Below are 12,735 nucleotides of genomic sequence, written 5' to 3'. Positions count from 1 at the left end.
TATTCGTCATTTATATGAAGAAGAGGAATCCATAAATACAATTATATGAAACGAATAAAATGACCATGAAGAAAAAACCTATCCTTATATTTACTTTTTGCTTGTTGTTTTTATCACAAAGTGTATTTGCACAACAACTTGTTGAACGTGTTGAAAGTATACCGTATCCTTTAGCCGTGTATAATTCTCCAGTTGGATACTTAGTTGAAGGAAATACAATTCAACTATCTGCTGTAGGAAAAACAAACCTTTATAATAATCCTAATGGTTCGCCGAAAGTAACCAATGCTCCGATGATTTTGTTTGAGCCTGAAGGTGATTTTACCTTAAGTGCAAAAGTCTCAGGTAATTTGCAGGCAATTTATGATGTTGCCGCATTAGTGGTTTATCAGGATGAGAATACGTGGGCAAAGTTCTGTTATGAGAATTCGGTGAAGAAACAGCCCACTATCGTATCGGTGGTAACACGTACATACTCGGATGATTGTAACTCGGTATTAACAGGTGGTTATGCTTATATGTCTATCGTGAAAAAGGGCAATCAGTATACATTTAATTATTCCATTGATGGAAGAGAATGGGATATGATCCGTAGCTTCAATCTGGCGACAACCGGTAAAATAAAAGTAGGATTTGCCGCTCACGGTTCAAGAGGTGATGGCTTTACGGGGCTGTTCTCGGAGATAAAGTTCGAGCAATAAGACGCTAGCGGACAAACTCGCTGTTTTCAGACTACAGCAAGGAGATTCTCCCTGCTGCAATGTTTGGCTTAATTCAATGATGGAATCTGCGGGAATCGCGACCAGGTTTCGTATTTTGATCCTAGTTTGCCAAGTGACTTTTTCCACAGCGAGTTAACTTTTTCGTTCATCAAATCAAGAATCTCTCCTTTCCCTACCAGCCAGGTGTTTTCTTTGATTTCCCGTGCTAGTTGGTCTTCTTCCCATCCTGAGTATCCAAGGAAAAAACGAATATGTCCTCTGATAGGGTTTCCTTCAGTAACATAGTCTTTAATGGCGTCAAAGTTTCCGTTCAGGTATAGTCCTTTACTGATAGTCAACGCTCCGGGAATTTCCGACAGGGTATGTATAAAGAAAAGCGTATCGGATGATAAAGGACCTCCTTTGTATACCAATATTTCTTCTTCAATGCTTCTGAATTCTTTGATGATTTGGTTTAGGGTCAGGGGCAACATTTTATTCATAATAAGCCCCATGCTGCCTCCTGCTGTATGATCAACAAGCAGCACAACAGAACGGCCGAACGTGTCGTCATTAAGGAATGGCTCTGATATCAGAATCTTCCCACGTGAGGGGAGTACATTGTTCGACTCGATTTTGAATATATTCGTATTGAACTTCATGCAACTAATATAAATAAATTATTTGCAAATCCAATACGTATTAATGTTTTTTTGTGGAATGAAAGGAGTTAAAAATGTTTCAACTCCCTTTATTGTTTTTCGCAAAGACTTCCATTCTTTTGTTCAATTCCTCGTATTGGTGGTCTCCAATGAACGACGTACAGGCGCGAAGTCCTTCCTGATGACTTCCGGTGGTAACCAATGATATGGCACTTACCCCGTAGTACATGAGTTCTTTTGCCAGCTCGCCTCCAGTCATCCCGGGATAACCAATCGTAAAATAAAATCCGTCGGCAACCGGGTTACCCAGGTCATTGTCGTATACCAAATGGAAGCCGTGGCGAAGGAAGATTTCTTTCAGCTTACGGGCGCGTTCGCCATAGATTTTCACATCATCAAGGAAATTATATTTTCCTTCGTTTGCTGCTTTTAGCATAGCTGCCATGGCATATTGTGCCGAATGGCTTGTTCCTGAAGAAAGGGCATAAAGTACGCGATGGATGAATACGGTACCGAATGTTCCGCCACCGTAGCGTTTATCGAATCCGGAATAGGAGCGATGATATAGTTTATCAGAAATGCACGTTACCCCGATACGTTGGCCGGCATAGCTGAATGCTTTTGATCCGGAGATCAACAATACGTAATTATCTGTATAATGAGCTACACTGGGCTGGTAGGGTGCCTGATATGGTTTACTGAGATCGTGGCGGAAGTCCATAGCGAAATATGCCAGGTCTTCGAGTACAATTACATCATATTTGGTGGCGAGTGCACCAATTATCTCAAGTTCCTGTTCGTTCAGGCATATCCAACTTGGGTTGTTCGGGTTGGAGTAGATGATTGCTGAAATGTTTCCTTTGCTGAGGTAGCTTTCCAGTTTGTTTTTCAGTTTGCTGCCACGGAAGTCATACACATCAAATGTTTCATATTTCTGTCCCATCACAACGAGTTGTTGCTTTTGTACAGGAAAGCCGGGGTCGATAAAGAGAATGGTATCTTTCTTTTCATCGCATTGGCTGCAAGTCAGGAAGGAAGCAAATGTGCCTTGCATTGAACCGGTAACAGGCACGCAGCCTTCCGGACTAAGGTCTACATTAATAAATGCCTTAATAAAGTTGGACGCTTCTTCCTTCAATTCGGGGAGACCGTTGATATCGGGGTAGAGACTGGCGATGCCTTTCTGTAATGCTTCGACCTCTGCCTGCACGCCGACAGCGGAGGGGGGGAGGCCGGGCACGCCCATTTCCATCTTAATAAATTCTACTCCCGAAGCTGCTTCGGCTTTAGCGGCGATGGCTTTTACTTCGCGGATTGTGGCTTTCGAAAAGTCGGAAATCCGGAAGTCCCGGATAGTTTCGTCGATTAGGTTTCGACTAATTGGTGTATTATCCATATTTAAGTTCTTTATTTTTAGCAGTATGAATTGCAAAGTTAAAAAAAAGATGAGATTTTTTCGTTTTATATATTGCAAATATGAAATAAATATCTACCTTTGCATCCGCAATCGAGAGAGATTGTTACTCTAAAAAAGTAAACTTGGTGTGGTAGTTCAGTTGGTTAGAATACCTGCCTGTCACGCAGGGGGTCGCGGGTTCGAGTCCCGTCCATACCGCAAATAAGGCTGATTTTCAGCGAGTTGTGAAATTTACGCCCGGTTTTACACCCGAAAAAGTAAAACTGGGTGTTTTCTTTTGCCCTCTTCAAAGTAACACATACAAAAAGCAAGTATGTAATTACCTCCTTTTATATATGTTAATACAATACCTATTATTTTTTGTCTTTCAGCACATGCAGCAAATAAATAGTCTCATTTTGTATAATAATGAATATTACAGCAACGGCGGTTTCTTAATCACCGCCGTTGTTGCTTATACGGACGGTTTGCGCTACATCAAAGGATGAGTCGTTTTAAAAAAAGAAGTTTTTCAGGTATTTAAAGGAATATGCGGAGATCAGTTTGTATTATAGGAGGCCGAAAAGGATAACTCCAAAGAGATTGGTTTATTATCGGGCGATCCGGAATAAGAAGATGGCTGAATTATCAGGAGAAACAGGGAGAGGATTGAGGGGATGAAAAAATATTTTAGACCTGTGTATAAAAAATACTTATTGTGCAAATCGTTTACAACAATAAAATACTAAATTTGCATCTATATGTATATAAATACTCTGAAAAACATACTGTTACTTTTTCTTGCATCAATAATATTTGTGGGATGTATGCAGAAGAATAGGCTGGATGCTAAATTGAAAACGCTTGAATGTTATATCAGCTCAAATCCAGATAGTATAAAATACGAGCTGGAAAAAATTAATACCGAAACTTTAGATGAAATTAATAACGCATACCATAATATTTTATTGGTTGAAGCAGGTTATTACAGTGGATTTGAATTGGTTCAATATGATTCAACGTTAAATGCTTCAATAGATATTTTGAAGAACACGAAATATAAACGAGCGTACGCTAAAGCTTTATTTTATAAAGGTATAATATGGGATTATCTTGAAATTCCCCAGGAAGCAATAAAAAGTTATTTTACCGCATTGGATTTAGTAAAAGATAAAGATTATGAATTAATTTCTTCCTTGTATTCTGCTTTAGGAAATGTGTATTTAGATCAGGAATTATATGAAGATGCTATAAATGCTTTTCGTTCGGGGTATTATAAAACATTAACAGGAAATAATTTTAAAAGTATATATACAAATGCCAGAAACTTAGGTATTGGTTTTTTTTTAGTTGAAAAACCGGACAGTTCATATCATTATTTAAAAAAGGCATACGGTTATGCTAATATGAGTAGTGATTCTGTAAAATTGAAGGACCTAATTTATAACGATTTAGGATTGTATTTCAGTGAAAAAGATAATTATGACGAAGCTCTAAAATACATGAAAAAAATATCTAAAATGACTGATAATTATCATTTAAATCTGGGTTGTATTTATGCAGCAACGGGAGATTGGGATTTGGCTATTGAGAATTTAGTAATTGCAATAGAAAGTACGGATTTGGGGATCAGGACTGTTGCATTAAAGCAATTATCAAGAGTTGAAGAGAATTTTGGTTCGTACGAAAACTCACTTGTACACTTACACGATTTTTTAGAGTCTTATGACTCCCTAACAATAAAAACGAAAACCGGTGAAATATATGCAATAAATCAAATACATAATATTGATAAAGAGTTGATATATATAAACAACAAACATAAATCATTCATAATAATGATAGTTAGTTGTTCGATTATTATAATTCTCATCATTATCCTAATAGCAGTATATACAGACAAAAAGAAGAAAATAAAACAGGCAAATGAACTGTTGGTTAAGGAAAAGAAAATAATGGAAAATGAGAAAGATATTATAAATCTTCAAAACCAAATTTCCGAAACTAAGAATACCATACTGAAATTAAAATATGAAAATCAAAATTTAGCCAAAGATACACAAGACAATCTGGTAAAAGAGAAAGAAGAAAGTATTGCTAAAATGGAAAAACAGATTAATCATTTACGAATACTGTTGTTCTATGACAAACCTATATACAAAAAAATTAGGAAATTTGATAACCAAAAAGATTCTGAAAACATAAACTTATTGCCATTGAAAGATAGAATAGAATTGTTTGGTATTATAAAGAATGTATACTCGGATTTATTCGAGAATCTTAAAACTAATTGCCCAAGCTTAACTGAAGAAGATCTAATTTTCTGTTGTCTTTCAAAGATGAATTTTAATCTACCTCTTATATGTGCATGTACTGGATATCCACGTACTGCATCTGCGCGTCAACGAAGATACCGAATCAAGAAAAAAATGATTGAACATTCTGCTAACGAAAACCTATACAATTTTATTTTTCAGCCATAAAATTTATTGTTGTAACGCAAGTAAAATCTACCACATTGATTTACAGGCACTTACCGGATTGTGTTGTAACGCAAAAAATCTCGTAAACTAAAATACCATCCCTAATTTTGTAACATCAAAACCCCAAAACAAGATGTTATGAAAAAAGTACTTTTATTATTATTTCTGATTTGCAGTGTTCCAACAATGGAATTGTTTGCTAAGAGTGAATCGGTTGAAGAATCTACCAAAGCGAAAAGACACAGAAAAATTGAATGGAGGCATAGAGTAGGACGAACAAGGTCAATTCAATGGCAGGACTGTGTTGTTGCTTATACTCAGGGAACGTTTCTTACTATCAGTTTCGGCATGGCACCGGAAATTGCGGAAATAAGAATTATAATTAGTGATGACGAAGGTAGTATTATTTCAGATGATATGCATCGTATAACTGAACCTTGTGATGTGTTGAAACAATTACCACTTGATGATGAGAGAGAATATTATCTGGAAATAATTTCAGGCGGGTCCCGTTGCCAAGGTTATTTTTAACCGAGCAAAACATAGGATTAAATCTATTCATATTATTATGATTATTCACTTTAGAACGGAAAGGAGGTAATGATTTCAAATACTTATTTCAAAAGAACTTTAATACATATCCTTTAAATTTAATTATTCGAAGTATTAACGAACAAAAAAATTGTAACATGAAAAAATTACATTTATTATTATCCTGTTTATTAGTGTTGTTTGTCGCATGTCAGAAAGACGACATTATAGAAGATAAAAATCTTGTTGACATTCCGGAGCCAGTACATGTAACACCAGAAGGGTATTTGCACTTCGATTCGCAATCAATTTTTACTGATTATCTGAATAATTTTAAGGAAGATGCATCACCTTCAACGCGGAGCAACTATTTTACAGTAACCGGATTTAACTCCATAAATAAAGTAAAATCCAATATACAGAGAATGTATGCCACCCGTGCATTGGATGAAGATGATGAAGAGGGATGTGAAGATGAGTACAAGGTTTCGCTATGTGAAGAACTAATTCCCGATGATATCCTGTTTAATGTACTTGATACAACTTTACGAATCAGCATTGATGATAATTATTATAAAATTACTGATAAAGGAACGTTCTATACCAAACGGGAATATTCTTCTCAGCTAGCACAAAAAATTGAAAATTTTAATCCTAAGACAGCAAGTTTAATTGATGGAGATACCTATCAAATTGATGATATTACTTATTTTTGCGATACTTATGGATTTATATCCGGAGTACCAAATGTAACTGATGTTGAATGCATTGAAGCGGATGATGTTCCAATGACACGTGCCGTTTTTGGTGATGCCAATACTAATACCAGAGAGTATTCACTTAGTACTTATAAGTGGAAAAACAAAACATGGTTAGGTCGTGCATGGTCGTGGCTATTTGGGAAAGATGTATCGAGAGAGCAAAAATTTGATAGTAAACATAAGATGGTAGCAAATCTATTCCAGACTAACTATGTATTCTATGCTTCTACAGGTTTTAAAGTTAAAATGCAAAAACGGAAAAAATTCCTGTTTGTTAAATATTGGACTGGAGATACAGCTGATGATATTGTTATCGGCATTGAAAAATTGAAAGGTCAAATGAGTTTCAATAATAATCCAGGAAAAGTAGGTGATTATGGTAAATTTACAAGTACATGGCAAGGACAAGTAAATAACATGATTTATGCCGGTATGGGCAGTCCAATATTTCTTGAAGATTTTGCCAGTAAGATAAAAACCTGGTTTGGCGGCATTAAAGAGTTCAATGTTGGGCAATGGAAAATTGATCCTTGGAAATGGACAGATAATACATTAACAAAAGATGCAATTTTTTCCGGTTTGAAATCTCTTGAAGGTAAATATATATCAGGACCAATTGGTCAAAAAATAACAAATACTGATCCACGTTTAATTTACGTGTTTGGTAAGAGTGGGAAATTAGACTCCTATATTATGGGATTGCAGAGTTACGGAAGACGGGAACACAAAACAGTACGTTTTAGTGAAGCTGGTGGAATTACCGTTAGTATAGGTGGAAGCGGTAGCAGTGGTGTTAGTGTTGATGGTTATATTCCTGATAAATATACAATTAAAGATGCTGAGATATTTGGCGCTGTGAAATATGGCGGCAAATGGAAGGGTATCAGATTTCATCACGAAGATTAACGATTTATAAAATATGAAGTCCTGTTGTGTAATACATACTAAAAGAGTATTACTGATGGTTATAATAGTAATAACATCAGTGCAATTGTACTCCCAAACGAAGAAGGGATTAGGTTTTGATATTGCAATGTACGATTATAACGAAACAGGACTTCATTATTCAATATTTTATAATTGGGATATACTTAAAAATCTAGTTTTTTCAACCGGTATATCATATTTTACTAATGAAGTAAATGCCGGTTGGTTTTCCAATGACAACACTTCCTATAATTTAGGGGAAAAGAACAGACGTGTAAATGGAGCTATTGCAAGCACTGTTGTGGTACCCGTTTTTAAAAAAGCAGGATTACTGGTTACTTGTAATGTTCTATTCGATATTGTGCCATTCAATTATATTTCCATTGATAAGGGATTAAAAGTAACCGAAGGGCATACTATCGAACCGATAGGGAAATATGTTTTCACACAATTTAATCCTGGTGCGTTTGTGGATATCGGATTATATTATGATATGGTTAAAAATGATGCCCGATTGAGATTGATGGTTTCAATGGGCTATGGCATTTATGATCCGGTGAGGGAATATCGTAGAACTACAATTGATAATCAAAAATTAGGTGATTATATATCTGAGAATAAATCTGCAACCAGGATATCTTTTAAAATAATAGGATATTGGTAGTATAAACTTAAAAAATGCATTATGAAAAAAATGTTTTTATTGTGTCTGATATTCATATCAGTAAGTATTTCAGCACAGGATAATATTTTGGTTTCAAAGTTCCAAATTCTTCTTGATTACCACTATAACCTAGGTTTGGTTGAAAATGGTGACCTGGCAAAAATTACCCGTTCGGATTTTAAGATGTATGGTAACTCCATTCATCTTTCAGGTTTATATAACCTTAATCCTAAAATAGCACTTGGGGTAGGTATTGGTTTAGACAGATATGAAAATCATGGGTTTAATACTCTGCCTATATATTTAACCGCTCATTACAAACCTTTGTATAAATTGCCTTCGGGATATATATTTTCAAATTTGGGTTATGGTTTGGATACTTCAGATTTCATTCCGGGTGCTCTGTTTGACATAGGTATTGGATACAAAAAAATGTTCAGAAAGCATTTTGGATTGAACTTCCAGTTGGGTTATAATTTGAAACAGCAAAAAGGTAATTTAGGTTATATTGATGAGAAACAGCAAATTGTTCACGATAAAATAAACAGATATAGACATTCGCTCTCATTTGGTATTGGCTTAATATTTTAAGTGTTTTATGATTTTCTAATTATAAATTACATTTTATTTCTCTGTACTTAAGTTATCTAGCAGTTTTCCAATTAAATATCAATTATTATTAATTGATATTCAAAGCATTAAATTAGTTGGAAAAAAACTAAATCTCAAATATTGAAGTAGTGTTGGTTGGCTCATATATTTTCGTAACCTAATCGAAAACCGCGACAGATAATTGATTTTCTGTATGGGGAAACTTGTGATGCTTGGAAGTATGGACAGTCGGATATTGATCGTCCTTATTTTCTTTCCCATTCCTAATATTCCATTAAACTGAAATGCAGGAGTTCGGTTACCTCAATATGGAAGGTGTTTTTCAGGATAGATAACACTGAAATTGAGAAAAAGATGCAATTGCTTTTTCAAAAAAAACAGGATGATTACAAGCTATCTAACAGTTAAATTGCATCACAAATAATAGATAGAGTTATCCTTTGGAATAAGGCAATGCTTTGGGGGAATTTACTCTTTTTGTGAAGCATAAAGAAAGAAATTCTTTCAAACCCGTAGGGCTTGGCATTGACGTTTCATTCTTGAAATATATCTTTGTGTACAGAGTGCGACAAGAAGTCGTATAAATAATTGTTTAGCAAAAACTAAACCTGTTATTCCGTTAATAGTACCCAGTGAATTACTGATTGCATATTATTTGCTTCTGATTAATCCGTAATAATGCAAATCTATAATATTTCCGTTTTTTATGGCGGATTGTTTTAAAACTGCCTCTTTCTCGAATCCGGCTTTCTCCACAACCCGTTGCGAGGAGATATTAAATTGAACACAGGAGCATAAATCTTGATAACAGGAAAGCTGGCAAAGGTATAATCTACCATTTCCGTTACAACGGAAGTCATAATTCCTCTTCCCCAATATCTCTCGCCAAGCCAATAGCCAATCTCAGCAGTGATTCTTTCTACCTCAGCGTTCAGGACTATTCCAATTCCGCCGACAGCTTTTCCGTCTACCTCTATTGCAAAATCAGTAACCGGCTTGGGCTTTTCAGAACCATTGCGATAAACGCTTCGCCGTATTTCACGGTATAAGGATGTGGAAAACAATCCCGCACATTATTCCAGATATTGATATTATTCGCGTTTTCGGCAAGTGATTCCGCATCCGCTAGTCTCCATTCACGTAATTTATAGGTGCTCATACTGCATAAAATGATAGTGCTAACCAACTACAAAGGTAGGCAATTATTTAAGAATCAGACCACATTATCTCCCTAAACCTTTGCTCTCACCTATCTTCGGCTTCTGCTTGAACTTTATTCCTATTGATTCTTGGAACTCTTTGTATTTCTGCCTGAACCAGTTTGTGTCACTTACTCCATCTATAGTAAGTTGAAATTTGTTATTTTCCTTTGGATGCTCTTTGATTTCAGCAACAGAATGTTCCGTCTTGAAATATCGCTGGTATTCAGTAGAATATATTTCTCCCTTAAAGCTAACCGGTTTCATTTTCAGAATCTCCTTTATCAGTTCTTCTGAGAACTTCATCACTTGCAATAGTTTCTCAATCCATAGCAAATCCTTAATGTTCGGGAACAGGCCGTAAATCTTCTTCAACTCCTGTTTTAGTTTATCCATAGCCGTTTGATGTTCTTTCTGCATGGTCTGCGTATTCTGTTTCAAGATTTTCAGTTCCTGAATCAGACTTTCTTTTTCATCTTTTAGACTTTCAATTTCCTGTTGTTGCCGTTTAACTTTGGAAGTCCCAACAAGAGAACTTAAGCCATCCATGATATTAGAACCCACATCGGCAGCCTTGTTCTTAAATTCTTCGGTTTTCAGTTGCCCTTTCACCTGATTGAGGTTTTCTTCTGTCTTTTTTAGTTCTGATTCTTTTTGTAGTTTGAGTTCCTCTGCCTGTGTTGCGTATTGTTTGGCTTCCTGTTCCTGCTGTTTGAGTTCCTCAATACTCAATCGTTTGGCATCTTCCACTGCTAATAACAATCCGATATTTTCCTGTAAATTCTTGCATTCTACTGCTTGGTTGCGGTAAAACTCAGTCAGGGTAATATGCCGGGCATCTGAACCCTTCACTCCTCGTATTAATCCATATTTATTCATGGCTTCGCCATAACTATCCTGATATTCAATCAATTTTGCTTTTGCCATTACATCGTCGCAACATAAACGAACCCGATTCGGGTCTTTCTTCTTATATTTCCGTTTAGGCTTATCTGTTTGGTTCAGCTCCTGCTTTTTCTTCTTAGAATCTTTTTGCCTGCGTTCGCCCTGAACAATAGGCACAACGGAAGCGTGAATGTGAGGAGTAGTTTCATCCATATGCAGAGTTGCTGCAACAACATTTTCTGCTCCGTATGTCTTTTCTAGCCAGTCAACGTTATCGTTGCACCATTCATCCAATCTGCCCTCATCTTGGATGCGTTTCATATCTTCCGGTGTGCCGGAAAGCATAATGCGGATTACTTGTACCTGATTCTTTCCAACCTGCCGTGTCAGCCCGGCTGTACCCAGTCTGTGTCGGATAGCTTCGGTTCGGTCTTTTACTCCTTCAGGAAATTCTATTAATTTTTTATTCAAATGTATCCGGTTAGGATCTACATTCGGGTGTATTTTATTTCGCTCGATATGGTCAGTCATGGCGGACTCATTGCCGGGCGATTTATCTAAATGGAGAACAGCATATCCCATAATTATTATCTTTAAATTTGTTCGAAATTTGGCTTAGAGCGAATCACCCTGCCAATAGAGATGCTGCTATCGACAGGAGGTGATTCATCTTTAATAGTCGCCCAAAGCGACTGCGGTCGAAAGACCGCTAAGGGAGATTCCAAAGGGGGAAAACCTTTGGCTTATTGGGGAATTTTTAGCAGAGTGAAACGGGAGCGTAAAGAAAATTCCCTAATAAGCTATGGCTTTTCTGAAAAGCCTTTGGGATAGCGGCGGCGGATTACATTTTGAACCCTCTGTTTTTCTTTTTAGGGGGTTGCGGAGCCAGCTTCGTAATCTTGTTTTGCCCGGCTATTTCTGGGTGTTTCTTTCCGCAGAGATAATCGTTCAGGTCTTTATATTCTGAATAATGCCGGGAAGCATCCCGGATATGAAGAGTAAATTCTTTTTCTAATTCCTTATATGCGGTTATTCCTGCCGTATCATTATCCAGAAAACAATGTATCTGTTCGTAATTTGATAACAGTCTTGCTGCTTTCGGTAGATTAGCTATTGAGTTTAGGATGATATAATCCTGCCAGTCCGAACATGGGAATTGCGGATTTTGATTCTTTCGAATGGTCAGGAACGAAAGATAGTCTATAAAACCCTCGAATAGATAACAGGTATCCCGCTTGTCTGTTTGTTGTATATAGGAAATATCTTTGGGAGCAATACAACCTTTGAAATAAGGGTTACGGATTTCATATCCTCCCGACTGGTTTTGAAAGCCGATACCGTAATAGGGTTTGTCATTTACCGTGTAATTGATTTCTTTGCAGTACTGTTTGGCTATGTCGGTATCTATACCACGTTTATTCAGATAATTGATTAAAGCGGGTGCATTCAGTTCACTCACATTAGTTATTTGTATAGTTGGTTCCCTTTCTTTTTCAGGTATTGGACTGTTATTATTCCCATGAAAAGAAAGAGAGTTATTTCCAGTAAACTTTTGCTCCAGTAATCGCATGGCTTCACCGTTAGAGCAGTTTTTGATTCGCATCACAAGGTCGATGAGCGTTCCACCCTCGTTTGCACCATAATCAATCCATAGGTTTTTATTGTAATCCACTTTCATACTGGCGTCTTTATCTTTCCGGAAAGGAGAATGATACATGCCATAATAGCCTCTTTCTTTTGCAGGATAAATATTCAGATCCGCAAGGTATTCCCGGATGGGGAACATATTTATTGTTTTAGAATCCATTAGTTTGAATCATTGCTGGGCACTTATTCCCAGCTGATTTTCAATTGTTTATAATTTAGTTCTTTGACATTTTTGTAATCGTGTTCAGTAAGTATCTCATTTACAGC

At 36.4% G+C, this 12,735-nt stretch carries 11 protein-coding genes and 1 tRNA gene; 7 read left to right on the top strand and 5 right to left on the bottom strand.

Annotated elements, in window-relative coordinates; all coding sequences use genetic code 11:
- The first annotated feature begins 65 nt into the window (after positions 1 to 65).
- Positions 66 to 701, top strand: a complete 636-nt coding sequence (locus tag D0T87_RS12795) for a DUF1349 domain-containing protein (RefSeq protein WP_239063657.1) — start codon at positions 66 to 68, stop codon at positions 699 to 701.
- A gap of 68 nt (positions 702 to 769) precedes the next feature.
- Here D0T87_RS12795 and D0T87_RS12790 read toward each other — a convergent pair whose 3' ends face one another.
- Together D0T87_RS12790 and D0T87_RS12785 are read right to left on the bottom strand one after the other, a co-directional pair.
- Positions 770 to 1,363, bottom strand: a complete 594-nt coding sequence (locus tag D0T87_RS12790) for a YqgE/AlgH family protein (protein WP_163175529.1) — start codon at positions 1,361 to 1,363, stop codon at positions 770 to 772.
- 79 nt (positions 1,364 to 1,442) lie between these two features.
- The gene (locus D0T87_RS12785) at positions 1,443 to 2,759 is read right to left on the bottom strand and encodes a pyridoxal phosphate-dependent aminotransferase (protein WP_163175528.1); all 1,317 of its coding nucleotides are present in this window, start codon (positions 2,757 to 2,759) and stop codon (positions 1,443 to 1,445) included.
- Positions 2,760 to 2,904: 145 nt separating this feature from the next.
- Here D0T87_RS12785 and D0T87_RS12780 point away from each other — a divergent pair.
- The 6 genes from D0T87_RS12780 to D0T87_RS12755 all read left to right on the top strand — a co-directional run bounded on the left by D0T87_RS12780 (position 2,905) and on the right by D0T87_RS12755 (position 8,716).
- Positions 2,905 to 2,978, top strand: a tRNA-Asp gene (locus tag D0T87_RS12780).
- A 608-nt stretch (positions 2,979 to 3,586) separates the two neighbouring features.
- Entirely contained in the window at positions 3,587 to 5,242 is a 1,656-nt protein-coding gene (locus tag D0T87_RS12775; RefSeq protein WP_163175527.1) for a tetratricopeptide repeat protein, read from the top strand.
- Positions 5,243 to 5,380: 138 nt separating this feature from the next.
- Complete coding sequence (locus D0T87_RS12770) at positions 5,381 to 5,773, top strand: hypothetical protein (RefSeq protein WP_163175526.1); 393 nt, start codon at positions 5,381 to 5,383, stop codon at positions 5,771 to 5,773.
- A gap of 158 nt (positions 5,774 to 5,931) precedes the next feature.
- Entirely contained in the window at positions 5,932 to 7,440 is a 1,509-nt protein-coding gene (locus D0T87_RS12765) for a hypothetical protein (RefSeq protein ID WP_163175525.1), read from the top strand.
- A gap of 55 nt (positions 7,441 to 7,495) precedes the next feature.
- Complete coding sequence (locus D0T87_RS12760; protein WP_163175524.1) at positions 7,496 to 8,125, top strand: hypothetical protein; 630 nt, start codon at positions 7,496 to 7,498, stop codon at positions 8,123 to 8,125.
- 21 nt (positions 8,126 to 8,146) lie between these two features.
- The gene (locus tag D0T87_RS12755; RefSeq protein WP_163175523.1) at positions 8,147 to 8,716 is read left to right on the top strand and encodes a hypothetical protein; all 570 of its coding nucleotides are present in this window, start codon (positions 8,147 to 8,149) and stop codon (positions 8,714 to 8,716) included.
- Positions 8,717 to 9,456: 740 nt separating this feature from the next.
- Here the strand turns inward: D0T87_RS12755 and D0T87_RS12750 are convergent.
- From D0T87_RS12750 to D0T87_RS12740, 3 genes are all read right to left on the bottom strand, one after another.
- On the bottom strand, positions 9,457 to 9,801 hold the full coding sequence (locus D0T87_RS12750) for a GNAT family N-acetyltransferase (RefSeq protein WP_239063655.1): 345 nt from the start codon (positions 9,799 to 9,801) through the stop codon (positions 9,457 to 9,459).
- 159 nt (positions 9,802 to 9,960) lie between these two features.
- Positions 9,961 to 11,403 carry a MobV family relaxase gene (gene mobV / locus D0T87_RS12745; protein ID WP_163175522.1) on the bottom strand — a complete coding sequence of 481 codons (1,443 nt, stop codon included), beginning with the start codon at positions 11,401 to 11,403 and terminating at the stop codon, positions 9,961 to 9,963.
- A 259-nt stretch (positions 11,404 to 11,662) separates the two neighbouring features.
- The gene (locus tag D0T87_RS12740) at positions 11,663 to 12,628 is read right to left on the bottom strand and encodes a toprim domain-containing protein (RefSeq protein ID WP_163175521.1); all 966 of its coding nucleotides are present in this window, start codon (positions 12,626 to 12,628) and stop codon (positions 11,663 to 11,665) included.
- Positions 12,629 to 12,735: the final 107 nt, after the last annotated feature.

It is taken from the genome of Bacteroides sp. 51, from assembly GCF_010500965.1.
GTDB lineage: Bacteria > Bacteroidota > Bacteroidia > Bacteroidales > Bacteroidaceae > Bacteroides.
The sequence above is the reverse complement of the archived record's forward strand: the minus strand, read 5'-3'. Positions and strand labels throughout refer to the sequence as shown.

Excerpts from the sequence above, each read along its gene's own strand:
- D0T87_RS12795 (WP_239063657.1), top strand. The coding sequence starts at position 66 with ATGAAGAAAAAACCTATCCTTATATTTACTTTTTGCTTGTTGTTTTTA.
- D0T87_RS12790 (WP_163175529.1), bottom strand. The coding sequence starts at position 1,363 with ATGAAGTTCAATACGAATATATTCAAAATCGAGTCGAACAATGTACTC.
- D0T87_RS12785 (WP_163175528.1), bottom strand. The coding sequence starts at position 2,759 with ATGGATAATACACCAATTAGTCGAAACCTAATCGACGAAACTATCCGG.
- D0T87_RS12775 (WP_163175527.1), top strand. The coding sequence starts at position 3,587 with ATGCAGAAGAATAGGCTGGATGCTAAATTGAAAACGCTTGAATGTTAT.
- D0T87_RS12770 (WP_163175526.1), top strand. The coding sequence starts at position 5,381 with ATGAAAAAAGTACTTTTATTATTATTTCTGATTTGCAGTGTTCCAACA.
- D0T87_RS12765 (WP_163175525.1), top strand. The coding sequence starts at position 5,932 with ATGAAAAAATTACATTTATTATTATCCTGTTTATTAGTGTTGTTTGTC.
- D0T87_RS12760 (WP_163175524.1), top strand. The coding sequence starts at position 7,496 with ATGGTTATAATAGTAATAACATCAGTGCAATTGTACTCCCAAACGAAG.
- D0T87_RS12755 (WP_163175523.1), top strand. The coding sequence starts at position 8,147 with ATGAAAAAAATGTTTTTATTGTGTCTGATATTCATATCAGTAAGTATT.
- mobV (WP_163175522.1), bottom strand. The coding sequence starts at position 11,403 with ATGGGATATGCTGTTCTCCATTTAGATAAATCGCCCGGCAATGAGTCC.
- D0T87_RS12740 (WP_163175521.1), bottom strand. The coding sequence starts at position 12,628 with ATGGATTCTAAAACAATAAATATGTTCCCCATCCGGGAATACCTTGCG.